The organism is Streptomyces sp. NPDC002144 (assembly GCF_053593695.1).
In genome coordinates, this window is the sequence record NZ_JBSFDB010000002.1 from 370,269 (window position 1) to 385,141 (window position 14,873).

General features: G+C 72.5%; 18 protein-coding genes and 1 pseudogene. 7 read left to right on the plus strand and 12 right to left on the minus strand.

The features are described 5' to 3' along the window. The first annotated feature begins 8 nt into the window (after positions 1–8). The 4 genes from ACWCQ1_RS04175 to ACWCQ1_RS04190 all read left to right on the plus strand — a co-directional run bounded on the left by ACWCQ1_RS04175 (position 9) and on the right by ACWCQ1_RS04190 (position 3,513). Positions 9–977: an acetylxylan esterase gene (locus ACWCQ1_RS04175; RefSeq protein ID WP_133045204.1), complete on the plus strand. Its 969-nt coding sequence runs from the start codon at positions 9–11 to the stop codon at positions 975–977. Positions 978–988: 11 nt separating this feature from the next. Further along, the gene (locus ACWCQ1_RS04180) at positions 989–1,393 is read left to right on the plus strand and encodes a nuclear transport factor 2 family protein (protein WP_451025795.1); all 405 of its coding nucleotides are present in this window, start codon (positions 989–991) and stop codon (positions 1,391–1,393) included. Between the two features lie 88 nt (positions 1,394–1,481). Further along, a complete protein-coding gene (locus ACWCQ1_RS04185; RefSeq protein WP_451025796.1) occupies positions 1,482–2,648 on the plus strand; it encodes a serine hydrolase domain-containing protein in 1,167 nt (388 codons plus the stop codon). Between the two features lie 130 nt (positions 2,649–2,778). Continuing rightward, positions 2,779–3,513 carry a GntR family transcriptional regulator gene (locus ACWCQ1_RS04190; protein WP_451025797.1) on the plus strand — a complete coding sequence of 245 codons (735 nt, stop codon included), beginning with the start codon at positions 2,779–2,781 and terminating at the stop codon, positions 3,511–3,513. On the opposite strand, the gene ACWCQ1_RS04195 is transcribed toward ACWCQ1_RS04190, so the two are convergent. Continuing rightward, positions 3,491–4,243, minus strand: coding sequence for a class I SAM-dependent methyltransferase (locus tag ACWCQ1_RS04195; RefSeq protein ID WP_451025798.1), 753 nt, complete (start codon positions 4,241–4,243; stop codon positions 3,491–3,493). The two genes, ACWCQ1_RS04190 and ACWCQ1_RS04195, sit on opposite strands and share 23 nt — an antisense overlap. 83 nt (positions 4,244–4,326) lie before the next feature. Between ACWCQ1_RS04195 and ACWCQ1_RS04200 the strand changes: the two genes are divergently transcribed. After that, a complete protein-coding gene (locus ACWCQ1_RS04200; RefSeq protein ID WP_451025799.1) occupies positions 4,327–4,737 on the plus strand; it encodes a nuclear transport factor 2 family protein in 411 nt (136 codons plus the stop codon). Between the two features lie 2 nt (positions 4,738–4,739). On the opposite strand, the gene ACWCQ1_RS04205 is transcribed toward ACWCQ1_RS04200, so the two are convergent. The 7 genes from ACWCQ1_RS04205 to ACWCQ1_RS04235 all read right to left on the minus strand — a co-directional run bounded on the left by ACWCQ1_RS04205 (position 4,740) and on the right by ACWCQ1_RS04235 (position 10,423). After that, a complete protein-coding gene (locus ACWCQ1_RS04205; protein WP_358605878.1) occupies positions 4,740–4,973 on the minus strand; it encodes a hypothetical protein in 234 nt (77 codons plus the stop codon). Next, complete coding sequence (locus tag ACWCQ1_RS04210; protein WP_451025800.1) at positions 4,970–6,412, minus strand: MFS transporter; 1,443 nt, start codon at positions 6,410–6,412, stop codon at positions 4,970–4,972. Before ACWCQ1_RS04210 ends, ACWCQ1_RS04205 begins: the two co-directional genes overlap by 4 nt. A gap of 49 nt (positions 6,413–6,461) precedes the next feature. Beyond that, complete coding sequence (locus ACWCQ1_RS04215; protein WP_451025801.1) at positions 6,462–7,712, minus strand: RNA polymerase sigma factor; 1,251 nt, start codon at positions 7,710–7,712, stop codon at positions 6,462–6,464. Beyond that, positions 7,709–8,047, minus strand: coding sequence for a YciI family protein (locus tag ACWCQ1_RS04220; protein WP_133045197.1), 339 nt, complete (start codon positions 8,045–8,047; stop codon positions 7,709–7,711). Before ACWCQ1_RS04220 ends, ACWCQ1_RS04215 begins: the two co-directional genes overlap by 4 nt. Beyond that, positions 8,047–8,763, minus strand: coding sequence for a YciI family protein (locus tag ACWCQ1_RS04225; RefSeq protein WP_451025802.1), 717 nt, complete (start codon positions 8,761–8,763; stop codon positions 8,047–8,049). Before ACWCQ1_RS04225 ends, ACWCQ1_RS04220 begins: the two co-directional genes overlap by 1 nt. 92 nt (positions 8,764–8,855) lie before the next feature. After that, on the minus strand, positions 8,856–9,914 hold the full coding sequence (locus ACWCQ1_RS04230; RefSeq protein ID WP_451025803.1) for an LLM class flavin-dependent oxidoreductase: 1,059 nt from the start codon (positions 9,912–9,914) through the stop codon (positions 8,856–8,858). Continuing rightward, positions 9,914–10,423, minus strand: a complete 510-nt coding sequence (locus ACWCQ1_RS04235) for an SRPBCC family protein (protein WP_451025804.1) — start codon at positions 10,421–10,423, stop codon at positions 9,914–9,916. The genes ACWCQ1_RS04230 and ACWCQ1_RS04235 overlap by 1 nt, the downstream gene beginning before the upstream one ends. Positions 10,424–10,512: 89 nt before the next feature. Between ACWCQ1_RS04235 and ACWCQ1_RS04240 the strand changes: the two genes are divergently transcribed. Beyond that, on the plus strand, positions 10,513–11,268 hold the full coding sequence (locus ACWCQ1_RS04240) for an NPP1 family protein (RefSeq protein WP_359015060.1): 756 nt from the start codon (positions 10,513–10,515) through the stop codon (positions 11,266–11,268). 59 nt (positions 11,269–11,327) lie between these two features. On the opposite strand, the gene ACWCQ1_RS04245 is transcribed toward ACWCQ1_RS04240, so the two are convergent. The 4 genes and pseudogenes from ACWCQ1_RS04245 to ACWCQ1_RS04260 form a co-directional block, all read right to left on the minus strand. Next, positions 11,328–12,614 (minus strand): MFS transporter, encoded by a 1,287-nt coding sequence (locus ACWCQ1_RS04245; RefSeq protein ID WP_451025805.1) that lies wholly within the window; start codon positions 12,612–12,614, stop codon positions 11,328–11,330. A 140-nt stretch (positions 12,615–12,754) separates the two neighbouring features. Next, the gene (locus ACWCQ1_RS04250) at positions 12,755–13,150 is read right to left on the minus strand and encodes a VOC family protein (RefSeq protein ID WP_451025806.1); all 396 of its coding nucleotides are present in this window, start codon (positions 13,148–13,150) and stop codon (positions 12,755–12,757) included. 6 nt (positions 13,151–13,156) lie between these two features. Continuing rightward, a pseudogene (locus ACWCQ1_RS04255) lies at positions 13,157–13,497 on the minus strand (SDR family oxidoreductase). Continuing rightward, the gene (locus ACWCQ1_RS04260; RefSeq protein ID WP_451025807.1) at positions 13,422–13,973 is read right to left on the minus strand and encodes an SDR family NAD(P)-dependent oxidoreductase; all 552 of its coding nucleotides are present in this window, start codon (positions 13,971–13,973) and stop codon (positions 13,422–13,424) included. Before ACWCQ1_RS04260 ends, ACWCQ1_RS04255 begins: the two are co-directional and overlap by 76 nt. Here ACWCQ1_RS04260 and ACWCQ1_RS04265 point away from each other — a divergent pair. Then, positions 13,902–14,729: a methyltransferase gene (locus tag ACWCQ1_RS04265; RefSeq protein WP_451025808.1), complete on the plus strand. Its 828-nt coding sequence runs from the start codon at positions 13,902–13,904 to the stop codon at positions 14,727–14,729. The genes ACWCQ1_RS04260 and ACWCQ1_RS04265 overlap by 72 nt on opposite strands. Positions 14,730–14,873 lie beyond the last annotated feature (144 nt).

Here is a 14,873-nt window from a genome sequence, read left to right on the forward strand (position 1 = left end):
GGTCCTGCATGGCCCTGTTCGACCTCCCCCTCGACGAACTCCACGAGTACCGCAGCGCGTCCGTCGAGCCCGAGGACTTCGACGCGTTCTGGTCCAAGACCCTGCAGGAGGCCCGCGAGCACGACCTGGACGCCCGCTTCGAGCCGGTCGACACCGGGCTGACGACGGTCGAGGTGTACGACGTGACGTTCGCCGGATTCGGCGGGCACCCGGTGAAGGGCTGGCTGACGCTGCCCGCCGGGGCGTCCGAACCCCTGCCTTTGGTGGTGGAGTTCATCGGGTACGGCGGCGGACGCGGCCTGCCGCACGAGCATCTGCTGTGGGCGTCCACCGGCCGGGCGCACTTCGTGATGGACACCCGCGGGCAGGGCAGCGCCTGGGGCGGCGGGGGCGGCACCGCGGACCCGGTGGGCGGCGCGCCCGCGTACCCGGGCTTCATGACCCGCGGTATCGACGCGCCGGAGAACTACTACTACCGCCGGGTGTTCACCGACGCCGTCCGTGCCGTCGAGGCGGCCCGCTCCCACCCGCTGACCGACGCCTCCCGCACGGTCGCGGTCGGCGCGAGCCAGGGCGGCGGCATCACCATCGCCGTCGCCGGTCTGGTCCCCGACCTGGTGGCGGCGGCCCCGGACGTGCCGTTCCTGTGCGACTACCCGCGTGCCGCGACTCTGACGGACCGTCACCCCTACCGGGAGATCGGCCTGTTCCTCAAGACGCACCGCGGCCGCTCCGAGGACGCCCTGCGCACCCTGTCCTACTTCGACGGCGTCCACTTCGCCGCCCGCGGCCGCGCGCCGGCGCTGTTCTCGGCGGCCCTGGAGGACCAGACCTGCCCGCCCTCGACCGTCTTCGCGGCCTACAACGCCTGGGCCCACGAGGACAGGACGATCGAGGTGTACGACTTCAACGACCACGAGGGCGGCGGGCCTTACCAGGAGGCGACGAAGCTGCGCTGGCTGCGGTCGTATGCCTGAGGAGGCCGGCCGTGGACACGCGTGAGGCCGCCGAGCGGTTCGTACGGGTCTGGGAGCGCGGCTGGGCCGCACACGACGTGGACGCGCTCCTCGACCTGTACGCCGTGGACTGCGTCCACCGCTCGATGCCCTTCCGCGAGCCGCACCGGGGGTGGGCCGAGCTCGCCGCCTATCTGCGCTGGTCGTTCGAGCGGGAGCGGGTGAGGGACGTACGGTTCTCGCCGCCCGTGGTCGGCCAGGACGGGATCGCGGTCGCCGAGTTCCGGGTGCTGAGCGAGGAGGACGGGGTGCCGTCCACCCTCGCGGGCTGCGTGTTCGTACGGTTCGACGCCGACGGCCTCGCGGTCGAGACCCGGGACTACTGGCACGGTGCGGACGGTCACCGGGAACCGGAGGACAAGCTGTTCCTTCTCTGACCTTCCCTCCAGTCCGACCAGTCGGTACGTTCAGGACGCCCGGGTCGCGACGGTGCGGCCCGGGGTTCCGGCGACGACGGAGGGCCCCATGGCGGAGCACGAGCCAGGTGTGGTCGGTTACTGCGACGAACGGTTCGCGGCGGTGCGGACGGCGTTCGCGGAGAACTTCCGGGAACGGGGCGAACTGGGTGCCGCGGTCGCGGTGAGCGTGGGCGGCCAGGTCGTGGTCGACCTGTGGGGCGGCTGGGCGGACGCGAACCGCACCCGGCCCTGGGAGCGGGACACCCTGGTCAACGTGTGGTCGACCACCAAGGGCCCGACGGCGCTGTGCGCGCACATCCTCGCCGACCGGGGCCTGCTCGACCTCGACGCGCCCGTGGCCAAGTACTGGCCCGAGTTCGCCGCGGCCGGAAAGGAGGAGGTGCTCGTACGGCATCTGCTGTCGCACCGGGCCGGACTGTCGGGGCTGCGTGAGCCGCACTCGGTCGAGCAGCTCTACGACTGGGACTTCACGACCGGGCGGCTCGCGGCGACGGAACCCTGGTGGGAGCCGGGGACCGCGTCCGGGTACCACGCGTTCACGTACGGCTTCCTGGTCGGCGAGGTGGTCCGGCGGGTCTCGGGGCAGTTGCCCAGCGCCTTCCTCGCCCGCGAGGTGACCGGTCCGCTCGGGATCGACTTCACCATCGGGCTGCCGGAGCAGGAGGCGGGCAGGGCGGCCGAGCTGGTGCATCCGCCGGTCGCGTCGAGCAGCGAACAGGCGGCGATCTTCAGTCAGTTGACGCCCGCGGCACTGGCGGCGCTGACCAATCCGGTGGTGGGTGCGGACGAGGCCAACTCGCCCGCGTGGCGGGCCGCCGAGATCCCGGCCGCGAACGGGCACGGCACGGCGCGGGCGGTCGCCGCGCTGTACGGGATCTTCGCGGGCGGGGGGACGTACGCCGGCCGTCGCGTCCTGTCCCCCGAGGCGGCCGAGCGGGTGCGTGAGGGGCAGGGCAGCTGCCGCGACCTGGTGCTGGGGGCCGGCCTCGACGCCGAGACGGAGATCGGGCTCGGCCTGTGGCTGAGCGGCGACAACGGCTCCTACGGCCCCAACCCGCGTGCTTTCGGACACGACGGGTTCGGCGGCTCGTGCGGACTCGCGGACCCGGAGGCGGGGGTGTCGCTCGGCTATGTGATGAACCGGATGGGGCCTCAGATCGCCAACGACCCCCGGAAGATGGCCCTGATCGAGGCCCTGTACAGCGCCCTGTGAACGCCGGTGCGGGCGGGCCGGTTTCGGCCGAACCGGCCGCCCGCCCTTCCCTGCTGGTTTAGACCAATGCTAGATCTGGTGGCGCACTGAGCCCGCACGGCTACGGCATGTCACCAACAGGAGGCGCGGCATGGCCCGCACCGACCATCCGGTCACCGATCAGCAGCCGCTGTACTGGCGTGTAGCGACCCGACTGCTCGGCGAGCTGCGCGACGGCACGATTCCGCCCGGCGAACGACTGCCGAGCGAACGGCGGTTGGCCGCACATTTCGAGGTCAGCAGGGAGACGGTCCGGCAGGCGCTGGAGGTGCTGCGCCGCGACGGGCTGATCGGCACCGACCGGCGCGGCAGCCACGCCACGCTGCCGGGCCTGCCGGTGGAGACCCCCTCCACGCCCGCCTTCCCGGTCGGCGCCCGGGCCGCGGACCCGCGCGCCGTGGACCGGGCCACGGTCACCTGGGAGGCGCCCCCGCCCGAGCACGCCGAGGCCCTCGGTCTCGCCCCGCACCACCCGACCCTGATACACCGCTACGAGTCGACGGGCGCCGACGGCCGCGGACGGCGTACGGCGGTGACGTCGTTCTCCGCGGTCGCCCTGGCGGAGGTCGAGGAACTGGCCCGCTACCGCGACCGCGCCGACGGCGCCGCCTCGGCACAGCTGCACCGCGCCTACGAGTGGATGCGCAAAGCCGGCCTGACCCTGCACCACCGGGACGCCATCACCCGGCTCCCGGACACCCCCTCGGTCCGGGTGACACGGCGGGTGCACGACCAGTACGCGCGACCGCTGGAGATCACGGACTTGCTGGTGGACGCCCAACAGGACGCCTTGGTCTACGAGTTCATGCTTCCGGCCGCGGGCTGAGCGAGGACAGCGGACGCCGGGCCACGACCATCCGCACCCGCGGGCTGCCGTCGCTCCGCCGTCCGAACTCCTCCAGCGCCTGCAACTCGACGACGAATCCGACGCGCTCCAACTCCCGCCGTACACCCGCGAGTCGGAAGGCGCGGTAGTACATGACGAACGGCGGACGCCACACGGCGTTGCGCACCCGCATCACCGCGTCGAAACCAAGGAGCATCCAGTACGCGGGCGACGAGGGCCGGGGCGGGGCCAGGACGGGGAACGCGAAACACCCGCCCGGCCGCAGCACCGAGTGGACCTCGGCGAACAGCCCCGGCACCTCCTGTGGCAGGAAGTGCCCGAACGCCCCGAAGCTGACCACGAGGTCGAAGGCGGACCGGAAGGGCAGCGCGCGGGCGTCCGCACGCACCCAGGCCACCCGCGAACCGGCCGGCCGGACCCGCTCCCGCGCCACGGCCAGCATCCCCGCGCTGAAGTCGGCCCCCGTGACACTGCGCCGGCACACCCGCGCCAGCACGTCGATGCCCGCGCCCGTGCCGCAGCACAGGTCGAGTCCGTCGTCGAAGGGACCCGTCCGCGCCAGCGCCGAGGCGACGGCCTCCAGCACGGAGTCGGGCGTCCGGAAGGGGGTGTGGTCGAACTTCGGAGCGAGCAGGTCGTATCCCCGCTCCACGGAGGACAGGGCCTGGACGGCGAGTTCTCGCAGGCTGGGGCCTTCAGGGCTGAACACCCACGTCAGCCTAGTGGACAGGGTCGCGGCAGCTGATTACCCTCATCCTCACCTACTCAACTAATTGACTATGAGGTGATCCGATGCGCGCGTTCCGCGAGGCGGTCGAGGCCGGCGATCTCGATGCCGTCGAGGCGCTGCTGGCGGAGGACGTCGTGTTCACCAGCCCGGTGGTGTTCAAGCCGTACCCGGGCAAGGCGATCACCGCGGCGATCCTGCGCGCGGTCTCCCAGGTCTTCGAGGACTTCCGCTACGAGCGCGAGCTCAGCGGCGGGACCGACGGCCGCGACCACGCTCTGGTCTTCGCCGCGCGCGTGGGCGACCGGGAGCTGACGGGCTGCGACTTCATCCACGTGGACGACAACGGCCTGATCGACGAACTCACCGTGATGGTGCGGCCGTTGTCGGGCGCCCAGGCGCTGGCGGCGGCGATGGGAGCCCGGTTCGAGGAGATCGCGAAGGAGGCGGAGGCTCGGTCCGCCTCCGCCTCCTGACCTCATGCCACGGTGAGGACGAGGGCGCCGGTGTAGGACGTACCGGGGGTGAGCGCTGTCCGCGTCCCGTCGACCGTCAGAGTCACCGTCCGGCCGCGCGGCGCCCGCACGGCCGCATCGGAGGCGAGGGTGAGCGCCGTCAGGTACGAGGTACCGGTGACCGTCCAGGTGGAGCCGCCCTCGAGCCGGACGACGGCGCGATTGTTCACGGCGGGCTGCGGGGTGTCGGCGATCACGAACGCACTCGACGGCGTGTGACGGCCACGGCCCGGACGGCCCCCGGGCGACGGGATGCGCCGAGGAGGGCGGCGGCGCAGGCCAGGCCCGCCGTCGCCAGCAGCGCACAGGCTGTGAACCCGGCGCGGTAGCCCGCCGTCAGGCCGGCGGGTCCGGGTCCGCCCGTGTGGGAGAGGGCGACGGAGGTGACCACCGCGACACCGAAGGCTCCACCGATCTGGAAGGCCGCGGTGTTGATGCCGGAGGCCACCCCCGACTCCCGCTCCCCGACACCGGTGAGGGCGGCGATCGAACCGGCCACCGCGCAGGCGCCGAGCCCGGGACCGAAGAGCAGCAGCCCCGGCAGCAGATCGCGCACGAAGCCGCCGTGGGCCGGGATCCGGGACAGCAGCAGGCTTCCCGTGCCGACCAGCGCCAGCCCGCCGACCGCGACCGCGCGGGCGCCGACGCGGGTGACCAGGGCCTGCCCGGCGTAGGAGCCGACGACCGCGCCGAGGGGCATCACGACGTTGCACAGACCGAACAGCAGCGGCGAGTAGCCGAGGACGCCCTGGCCGTACTGGGACAGCGTGTACGACATCCCGAAGGCGCTCGCGCCGAGCAGGAACACCACCAGATTGCCGCCGCTGACGGTGCGGGCGCGCAGCAGGGACAGCGGCACGAGGGGTGCCCGCGACCCGGCCTCCGCGCGGACGAAGAGGGCGGCGAGGACGACGGCGGCGGCCAGCAGGCCGCTCGTGCGCACCGACAGCCAGCCCGCCGTCGGCGCCTGGACGACGGCGTACACGCAGGCGACGAGCGCCGCGGTGGCGGTGAGGGCGCCGGCCGGGTCGTAGGAGCGGGCGCGTTCCGCCGAGCGGCTCTCGCTCAGCAGGACCGGGGTCAGGGCGAGCAGCGCCAGGGCGACAGGCACGTTGAGGAAGAACACCCACTGCCAGCCGAAGGCGTCGGTGAGGGGGCCGCCGAGCAGGAGGGCGGCGGTGGCGCCGAAGCCTCCGCTGCCGGACCAGACGGCGAGCGCCCTGTTGCGTTCGGGTCCCTCCGCGAAGGTGCTCACCAGCAGGGACAGCGCGCTCGGCGCCATGACGGCGGCCGACACGCCCTGTAGGGCGCGGGCGGCGACCAGCACCCCGCCCGTCCAGGCCAGTCCGCACAGCAGGGAGGACAGTCCGAACAGCAGGGTGCCGGTCATGAAGACCCGGCGGCGGCCCAGCAGGTCGGCGGTGCGGCCACCGAGGAGCAGCAGCCCGCCGAAGGTCAGCAGATAGGCGCTCATCACCCACTGGGCACCGCCCGCGGACAGACCGAGGCCGGCCGTGACGGACGGCAGGGCGAGCAGGACGATCTGCGCGTCCAGGATCACCATGAACCCGGCGACGCAGAGCAGGGCGAGGGCGTACCGGCGGCGGTCTCCGGTCATGGTGCGGCGCGTGCTCATGGGGGCCTCCCGGGCCGTGGGGCGGTTTCACCCCACCGACGAACGGCCGCTACGCCGATCGACACTCCGCGAGCCGCCTTCGCAGAAATCTCCGCTCGGCCTCGTTCTCCGCCAGCTCCAGCGCTCGGGCGTACGCCTCGGCCGCCTCGGTGCGGCGGCCGCTGCGCCGCAGCAGGTCCGCGCGGGTCGCGGGCAGGAGGTGGTAGCCGGCCAGATCGCCCTCGCGTTCCAGTTCGGCGACGAGGGCGAGTCCGGCGTCGGGGCCCTCGGACATGCCGACGGCCACGGCGTGGTTGAGGCGGACGACGGCGGAGGGCACGAAGCGGACCAGTTCGCCGTAGAGGCCGGCGATGTCCGCCCAGTCGGTGTCATCGGCCGTGGCGGCGGTCGTGTGGCAGGCCGCGATGGCGGCCTGGATCTGGTAGGCGCCGGGACGGCCGCGGCGCAGGGCCGTCTCCAGCAGGGCGGTGCCCTCGTCGATCTCGGCGCGGTCCCAGGCGGTGCGGTCCTGGTCCTCCAGAGTGATCAGTTCGCCGGAGGCGTCCACGCGCGTGTGCCGGCGGGCGTCGTGCAGCAGCAGGAGGGCGAGCAGGCCGAGCGCCTCGGGCTCGTCGGGCATGAGCCGGGCCAGCAGACGGGCGAGACGGACGGCCTCGGAGCACAGGTCCCTGCGGACCAGATCGGCGCCGGACGAGGCGGCGTACCCCTCGTTGAACAGCAGGTACAGCACGCCGAGCACACCCGTCGTGCGCTCGGGCAACAGGTGCGCGGGCGGTACCCGGTAGGGGATCCCGGCGTTGCGGATCTTGCGCTTGGCGCGCACCAGTCGCTGCGCCATCGTCGCCTCGGGGACGAGGAAGGCGCGGGCGATCTCCGGGGTGGTCAGCCCGGCGAGGGTGCGCAGGGTGAGCGCGACCCGGGCCTCGATGGGCAGGGCGGGATGGCAGCAGGTGAAGATCAGCCGCAGCCGGTCGTCCTGGACACCGCTGTCGTCCCCGTCGTCGTACGCCGTCTCGTCGCGCGCCAGCACGGCCGCCTCCCGCAGTTTCGCCGCCCCCACCGCCTCACGGCGCAGCACGTCGAGAGCGCGGTTGCGGGCGGTCGTCGTCAGCCAGGCGCCGGGGCGGCGCGGGACTCCGTCGCGCCGCCACCGGTCGAGGGCCTGGGCGAAGGCGTCCTGCGCGCACTCCTCGGCGAGGTCCCAGTCGCCGGTCACCCGGATCAGGGTGGCGACGACCTGGCCCCACTCCTCCCGGAAGGCGGCGGCGACGGCCTCCTCGATCCCTTCCGTGGAGCTCACTCCCAGACCGGCCGTACCTCGACCGAGCCGCCGTCGGCGGCCGCCGGATGCTTCGCGGCGAGGGCGACGGCCTCGTCGAGGTCCGGCACGTCGATGAACGCGATGCCCGCGAGGTACTCCTTGGTTTCCGCGAAGGGGCCGTCGCTGAGCAGGATCTCGTCGCCCCGCACGCGCACGGTGGTGGCGTCGGCGGGCGGCCGCAGCCGTGCGCCGCCGGTGACCCGGCCCGCCCGCACCTCGGCGAAGTAGGCGGCGAACCGCGGGTCGTCGGCGTGCTCGGCCGGGCTCCGCTCCTCATCCCGGACGGGCGAGGAGAACAGCAGGGCGTACTTCATCACGCCTCCCTCAGCGACACGGCCTGCTCGTGGGTGATCAGCCGGCGCAGTCCGATGTCACGGTAGCCGGTGATCACGCGCAGGGTGTCGGAGAAGGGGCTGCCGTCGGCGCGGGTGCCCGTCAGCCGTACGAGGGAGTGGGCGAAGCCGATGCTCTCGTCCACGTGGACGCGGAACTCCAGCACCTCGCGGGTCACGGGCCCGGACGCGAACACCTCTTGCAGGGCCTTGCGGTGGGCGTCGAGGCCCTGCCGCCCGTGCCCGCCGGTGAGGTGGAAGACGTCGGCGTCCGGGGCGTAACAGGCCAGCACCCCGTCGATGTCCCGGTCACGGTGGGCCTCGGTGAGGCGGGTGTCGAGGGCACGGATCGCGGTCTCGGGGTCCTCCTCGTCCCACATGGGCCAGAAGGGCCGTACCTCCATGGCCCCGATGGTGGCCACCGGGTGCCGGGCCGCCGCCTCGACGGCCTCCTCCAGGCTGTCGCACTCGAGGATGTCGTAGCCGGCGACGTACTCCTTGGTCTCCGCGAACGGGCCGTCCGTGCGCAGCACCTCGCCGCCGCGCACCCGGACGGTGACCGCCTCGGCGGGCAGGGCGAGCCGGTGGCCGTGCAGCCGGGCACCGCGGTCGCCGAGTTCCTCCACCCAGGGTTCGACGGGTGCCATGCCCGAGGCGTCGGCGGTGTCGTCGCCGCAGACGAGCAGCATGTACTTCATGATTCCTCCCGGTCGTCAGAGCTGGTTGCACCCCACCGACGAACGGGGGCGGAGCGAATCGACACCCTGGCGGACGGATTCCTCGGTCCCGCTCACGACGCGCCGTCGACCTCCCGTACCAGTTCGATCGCCCGCCCCAGCGTCGCCAGCCGCTCGTGCAGGGTCGTCCCGGCCGGATACAACCGTACGGTGGTCACGCCCGCGTCCCGCCACACGCGCAGCCGTCGGCGCACCATCGGCTCGGTGCCGATGAGGGTCGTGGCGAGCACCATCTCGTCGGTGACGAGGCCGGCCGCGCCGTCCCGGTCGCCCGCCTGCCAGCGCTCCCGCACCTCGGCGGCCACCTCCGCCCAGCCCTGGCGGCTGTAGGCGGCGTTGTAGAAGTTGGTCGAGGCGGAGCCCATGCCGCCGAGGCTGAAGGCGAGTTCCTTCTTCCGGCCGGCGGTCAGCGCGCCGAGGGCGTCCTCGTCGGGTGCGAAGGCGACCTCGGCGCCCTGGCAGACGTCGAGGTCGGCGCGGGTGCGTCCGGCACGGGCCAGCCCTTCGTCGAGGTGGGCGAAGTACGCCCCGGCCGCGCCCTCGGGCACGAAGCTGGTGCCGAGCCAGCCGTCGGCGACCTCACCCGTCAGCCGCAGCATGGCGGGCGACAGGGCGGCGAGATAGACGGGGACGGGGTGCTCGGGCCGGGTCGACAGACGCATGGGGACGGCCTCGCCACCGGGCAGCGGGATGCTGAACCGGCTTCCCCGGTACGACAGTTTGCCGCCGTCGAAGACCCGGCGCACGATCTCGACGGTCTCCCGCATACGCGCCAGCGGACGGGCGAACGGCACCCCGTGCAGTCCCTCGATCACCTGCGGACCGGAGACACCGAGGCCGAGCAGGAAGCGTCCGCCGGAGAGGTTGGACAGGGTGATCGCGGTCTGGGCCACGGCCACCGGGGTGCGGGTGCCGAGCTGCAGGACACCGGAGCCCAGCAGCATCCGGTCGGTCAGCGCGGCGTAGTAGCCGAGCGCGGAGGGCGCGTCGGAGCCCCAGGCCTCGGCCACCCAGCAGACGTCCAGGCCGAGTTTCTCCGCCTCCACGACGAAGTCGGCCTGCTGCGACCAGTGTTGACCGCCGGAGGCCTCGATCGTGGTCGCGGTGCGCATCAGCCGTTCTCCGCACGGTTCTTGAGGTGACGCAGGGTGGTGGTCATGGCCTGCTCCAGCTCCCGCAGCCGTACGAACACGATCTTCTGTTCCTTCTCCGGCATGCGGTCGATCGCCGCGGACAGTCCGGAGCGGCCGGGGCCCATCTGCATCCACTGCGACAGCTCGGTGCCGCCGTCGCCGGCGTGCAGACGAAAGCGCCAGACCGCCGACGGACGGTCGGGGTTCTGCACCGCCCAGGCGAGGACGCGGCACGGTTCGCACTCGATGACGTACGAGGTGGTGGTCCACTCGCCGAACGCCTCGTGCCGGTTGCGGCCGAGGAACCGCGCTCCGACCGCGGGCTCCTCGGCGCCGTCGAGCCACTCCACCGACTGGAGTTCGTCGCTCATGCCCGGCATCAGGCCGATGTCACGCACCAGCGCCCACACCCGCTCGGGCGGGGCGGCGATCCAGGTCCGCACCTCGACCGTCGGCTTGTCCGTGTAGCGCGCGCCCGTCCACCTCATGCCCGGCCGACCTCCCGCAGTCGAAGTTCAACTTTACGACTTTCCTCAAGCCTTGACGCGCACACGCCAGACTGTCATGGTCTGGACCTGTGTCCCCCACCAAGGTCCTCCTCAGCGCCCTGGGCGCCCTGACACTGCTCCTCGCGATCCCGACCAGCGCCCAGGCCGATGTCCTGCAGTTGCTGCCGCAGAACGCCGACGGCCTGGAACAGAGCTTCTCCCCGGCCTACGACTACGACAAGGACGGCTGCTACGCCACCGCCGCCATCGGCGCCGACGGCACCATCAACCCGGGCCTCAAACTCGGCGGTGACGTCAACGGCCACTGCCACGACTACGCCCAACTGGCCAACGCCAACACCTACTCACGCGAGAAGTGCGACAACGGCTGGTGCGCGGTGGTGTACGCCAGCTACTTCGAGAAGGACCAGGCGACGCTCGGTCCCGCGGCCATCGGCCACCGGCACGACTGGGAGCACGTCGTGGTGTGGATCAGCGACAACCAGGTCCAGTACGTGTCGGTGTCGCAGCACAGCGGCTACCAGGTGGCACCGCGCTCGGCAGTGCGCTTCGACGGCACCCACCCGAAGGTCGTCTACCACAAGGACGGCGTCTCCACGCACTGCTTCCGCTTCGCCAACGCCAACGACGAACCGCCGGAGAACGCCACCGGCGGCTGGTTCTACCCCCGCCTGGTCGGCTGGAACGGATACCCGGCAGGCTTCCGCGACAAGCTGCTGAGCGCGGACTTCGGCGCCGCCACGATCAAGATCAAGGACGGCGACTTCCAGTACGCCCTGGCCCACTCCATGCCCGCCGGGATCCCCTTCGACCCCAACGCCTGACCCGTCCGCGCACGAAGAGGCCGGGGCACCGGGCCCCGGCCTCCCGCTCCGCTCGTTTCCTACGCCGTCGCCGCCTGAACCGCCGCTTCGCCCGCGCCCACCACCGAACGGGCGGCGTTCTTGCGGACCAGCAGCAGGGTGACCAGGGCGCCCAGCAGGGAGGCGCAACCGCAGATCACCACGCCGACCGCCATCCCGTGCCCGAGGGCGCTCTGCGCGGCGGCCCGGGCGCTGTCGCTCCCGGCGTTGACGACGGGCAGCGGACCCGCGGCCGCCTCCATCCCGGCGTCCGCGCCGCTGAGCTTGCCCACCAGCACCGAGGACGCGGCACTCATCGCGACCGTGCTGATCACCGCGGGACCGAGCGCCTGGCCGAACTCGCGCACCAGGCTGGTGGCGCCGCTGGCCATGCCGGTCATGGTGATCGGTACGGCGTTGACGGCGGCGGAGGTGAGCGAGGAGACCACGCAGATGAAGCCGACGCCCAGCAGCAGCACCGGGCCGATGAAGGCGGCGAGGGACGTGGTGATGATCGGCAGGGCGGCGATCCAGAACTGGCCGGCGGCCATGGGCAGCAGACCGCCCATCAGCAGCCAGCGCGGTTCCACGCGGGTGAGCATCCTGCTCAGCACGGGGGCGAGCAGCAGCGGGATCAACTGGAGGATCACGAACGGCATGCCGGCCCGCAGCGCGCTCAGGTGCATCACGGCGCCGAGCCGGATGGAGACGCAGTAGGCGGTGCCGATGAAGCCGAACATGCCCGCCAGGGCGACGACGGCCGCGGCGGCGAAGGACGGGATGCGCAGCAGGTCCAGGTTGAACATCGGGGAGGCGGACCGCTTCTCCGCCAGGACGAAGCCGACGAGCGCGACGGCGGCGAGCGACAGGGCGCCGACGATGGCCGCGCTGCCCCAGCCTCGGTCGCCGCCCTCGACGATGCCCCACAGCAGAGCGGTCCGGCCGATGGCGATGGAGATCTGTCCGGGCCGGTCCAGGCTGCGGCCCTCCGGCGCCCTGGAGTCGGTGACCAGCACCCAGCAGGTGACACCGACGGCCAGGCCGAGGACGACCGGCGGCACGAACGCCCACCGGAAGTCGGCGACGGTGGCGAGGACACCGGAGGACAGCGGGCCGATCGCCGAGGCGAGGGAGATGCTCAGCGCCCACGTCGAGACGGCCTTCGCGCGGTCCTTCTCGCCCGGGGTGGCGGCGATCACGGCGAGCGAACTGGGGAAGAGCGCGGCGGCGCCCACGCCGGCGAGGGCCTGGCCGATCCAGAGCATCGTGATGTTCTGGGAGGTGGCGTCGAGGAGTTCACCGAGGGCGAGGACGAACCCGCCGAGCACCAGAATTGATCGGCGAGGGCACCGTAATGCACAGCTGTGCCGCGGCCACGGCGATACAGCACGCTATCAGCGTCCCCGTATCGAGCTTTTTCAACGAAATCGGTTCGGTCATCGCGCGTGCCCTCACTCTGCGTTCTTCTCTATGAGTTCGATGAGATTTCCCTCGGGGTCGCTGACCCAGGCCATGCGGACCCGGGCTCGGGAGAGGGCCCGGGATCCATGACCTCGCCCGCCCCGCGGGCCACCAGGGCCGCGTAGACGGGGTCGAGTTCGGGGGTGGTGACCGCGAAGTGCCCGTACCCCTCGGTGAGGGCGGCAGTCATCGGGTCCGGCGCCCGCGGGCCGGGCGTGGATCCCTCTCGGGCCAGCAGCTCGATGCGCCAGCCGTGCGGATGGGCGAGGACGACGCCGGTCGGTCCGGGGCCGTCCAGGTGGAACTCGAAGACGGACTTCAGTCCGAAGGCGTCCCGGTACCAGGCGGTCTGGGCGGCGAGGTCGCGCACATTGACGCCGACGTGGTCGAGTCGGGCGTGCACGGCCGCTCAGCCCGCCATCGCGCTGTCGCCGCCGTCGACCATGAGGTTGGCGCCGTTGACGAACGCGGCCTCGTCGGAGCAGAGGAAGGCCGCGGCGCGCGCGACGTCCTCCGGTTCGCCCACCCGCCCGACCGGGATGCGCGCCTCCAAGTGGGCCTTCGGACCGTCCGGGTCGTCGAGGAAGGGGGCGGTGGCGGAGGTGCGGGTCATGCCGGGGCGATGGTGTTGACGCGGATGCGGTGCGGGGCGCCGGCCGCGCACAGGTGCCTGCTCATCGCCAGCACCCCGCCCTTCGCGGCCCCGTGCGGCACCATCGGCAGGAACGGCGCGCCGCGTACGGCGGCCACGGAGGCGACGTTGAGGACGGCCCCGCCGCCGCGCGCGACGAGGTGCGGCCAGGCGGCCACCCGGCGTCGATCCACTCCCTCGCGCCGTCCTGCGTGGACAGGTCCACGGGTGCGAGGGACCGCATGACCCCACCGGCCTTCTCGACGATTTCCACGGTTTCCGCGGCGCTGTCCTCGTCGATGTCACAGCCGAATACGCTGGCGCCTTCCGCAGCGAATACCAGCGCCGCCGCCCTTCCTATTCCGGCTCCCGTTCCACTGATGAAAGCGATTTTCCCGGCGAGTCGCCCCACAGCGTAGGGAGGGGTACTGACCGGAACAAGAAACCGGTCAATCGGGCGTTCGTATGGCTGGTATGCGGGCGTCGGCCGCCGCCAGGGACCGGGCTGCGGTTGGATGTCGGCATGACCACCGACGAGCACGCGCGGTTCATGCGGGCCAACCAGGCCAACTGGGACGCCCGCACCCCCGTCCACCTCGCCAGCCGGTTCTACGGCCTCGACCAGGACCTCGACCCGGCGCGCTGGTTCGCCTCCTTCGAGTGGGACGATCTCGGCGACCTGTCCGGCCGCGACGTACTGCACCTCCAGTGCCATCTCGGCACCGAGACGATCGCCTTCGCCCAGCGCGGCGCCCGCGCCGTCGGCCTCGACTTCTCCGCGGCGTCGGTGGCCGCAGCACGGGACGTCGCGGCGCGGGCGGGCATGCCCGTGGACTACGTACAGGCGAATGTGTATGACGCCCAACAGGCGCTGGACGGACGGCAGTTCGACGTCGTGTACACCGGCAAGGGCGCCCTGTGCTACCTCCCGGACCTGGAGCGGTGGGCCGAGGTCGTCGCCCGGCTCCTGCGCCCCGGCGGTCACCTGTACATCGTGGAGTTCCACCCACTGCTCAACTCGCTGGGCCCCAAGCCCGCCCCCGGCGAGGGCCCCGAGCTGCTGCTGCGCCACGACTACCTGGGCGGCAGGGGCGCCGTGCACCGGGACGCGACACACACCTACACCGACGGTCCGGCGGTCGACGGCGCCACGGACAGTTACGAGTGGATGCACGGAATAAGCGAGGTCGTGAACGCGTTGGTCGGAGCAGGACTGACCATCCGGCGCCTCAGGGAGAGCGAGGAACTTCCCTGGCCGCGCTGGCCGCAGATGGTCCGTACGGCGTCCGGCTGGTGGCGCCTGCCGGAGCCACGGATTCCGCTCCTGTACGGTCTGCTCGCCTCCCGCTGACCGGTTTACGGCCGCACCCCCTGTGGTACTTTCCTGCTAGCACCTGAGTTCGCCCCCTGTCGTGGGCGCCGGTGCCGGTTCCCTCTCAGTTCGCCGCTCCGCCCGCCGTCTCCCGGCCGGCGCACCGGCTCTCCAGCACCACCT

What these genes read in the sequence shown, in the direction of transcription:
- ACWCQ1_RS04175 (WP_133045204.1), top strand. Translation starts at nt 9, where the DNA reads ATGGCCCTGTTCGACCTCCCCCTCGACGAACTCCACGAGTACCGCAGC.
- ACWCQ1_RS04185 (WP_451025796.1), top strand. Translation starts at nt 1,482, where the DNA reads ATGGCGGAGCACGAGCCAGGTGTGGTCGGTTACTGCGACGAACGGTTC.
- ACWCQ1_RS04190 (WP_451025797.1), top strand. Translation starts at nt 2,779, where the DNA reads ATGGCCCGCACCGACCATCCGGTCACCGATCAGCAGCCGCTGTACTGG.
- ACWCQ1_RS04200 (WP_451025799.1), top strand. Translation starts at nt 4,327, where the DNA reads ATGCGCGCGTTCCGCGAGGCGGTCGAGGCCGGCGATCTCGATGCCGTC.
- ACWCQ1_RS04210 (WP_451025800.1), bottom strand. Translation starts at nt 6,412, where the DNA reads ATGAGCACGCGCCGCACCATGACCGGAGACCGCCGCCGGTACGCCCTC.
- ACWCQ1_RS04220 (WP_133045197.1), bottom strand. Translation starts at nt 8,047, where the DNA reads ATGAAGTACGCCCTGCTGTTCTCCTCGCCCGTCCGGGATGAGGAGCGG.
- ACWCQ1_RS04225 (WP_451025802.1), bottom strand. Translation starts at nt 8,763, where the DNA reads ATGAAGTACATGCTGCTCGTCTGCGGCGACGACACCGCCGACGCCTCG.
- ACWCQ1_RS04230 (WP_451025803.1), bottom strand. Translation starts at nt 9,914, where the DNA reads ATGCGCACCGCGACCACGATCGAGGCCTCCGGCGGTCAACACTGGTCG.
- ACWCQ1_RS04235 (WP_451025804.1), bottom strand. Translation starts at nt 10,423, where the DNA reads ATGAGGTGGACGGGCGCGCGCTACACGGACAAGCCGACGGTCGAGGTG.
- ACWCQ1_RS04265 (WP_451025808.1), top strand. Translation starts at nt 13,902, where the DNA reads ATGACCACCGACGAGCACGCGCGGTTCATGCGGGCCAACCAGGCCAAC.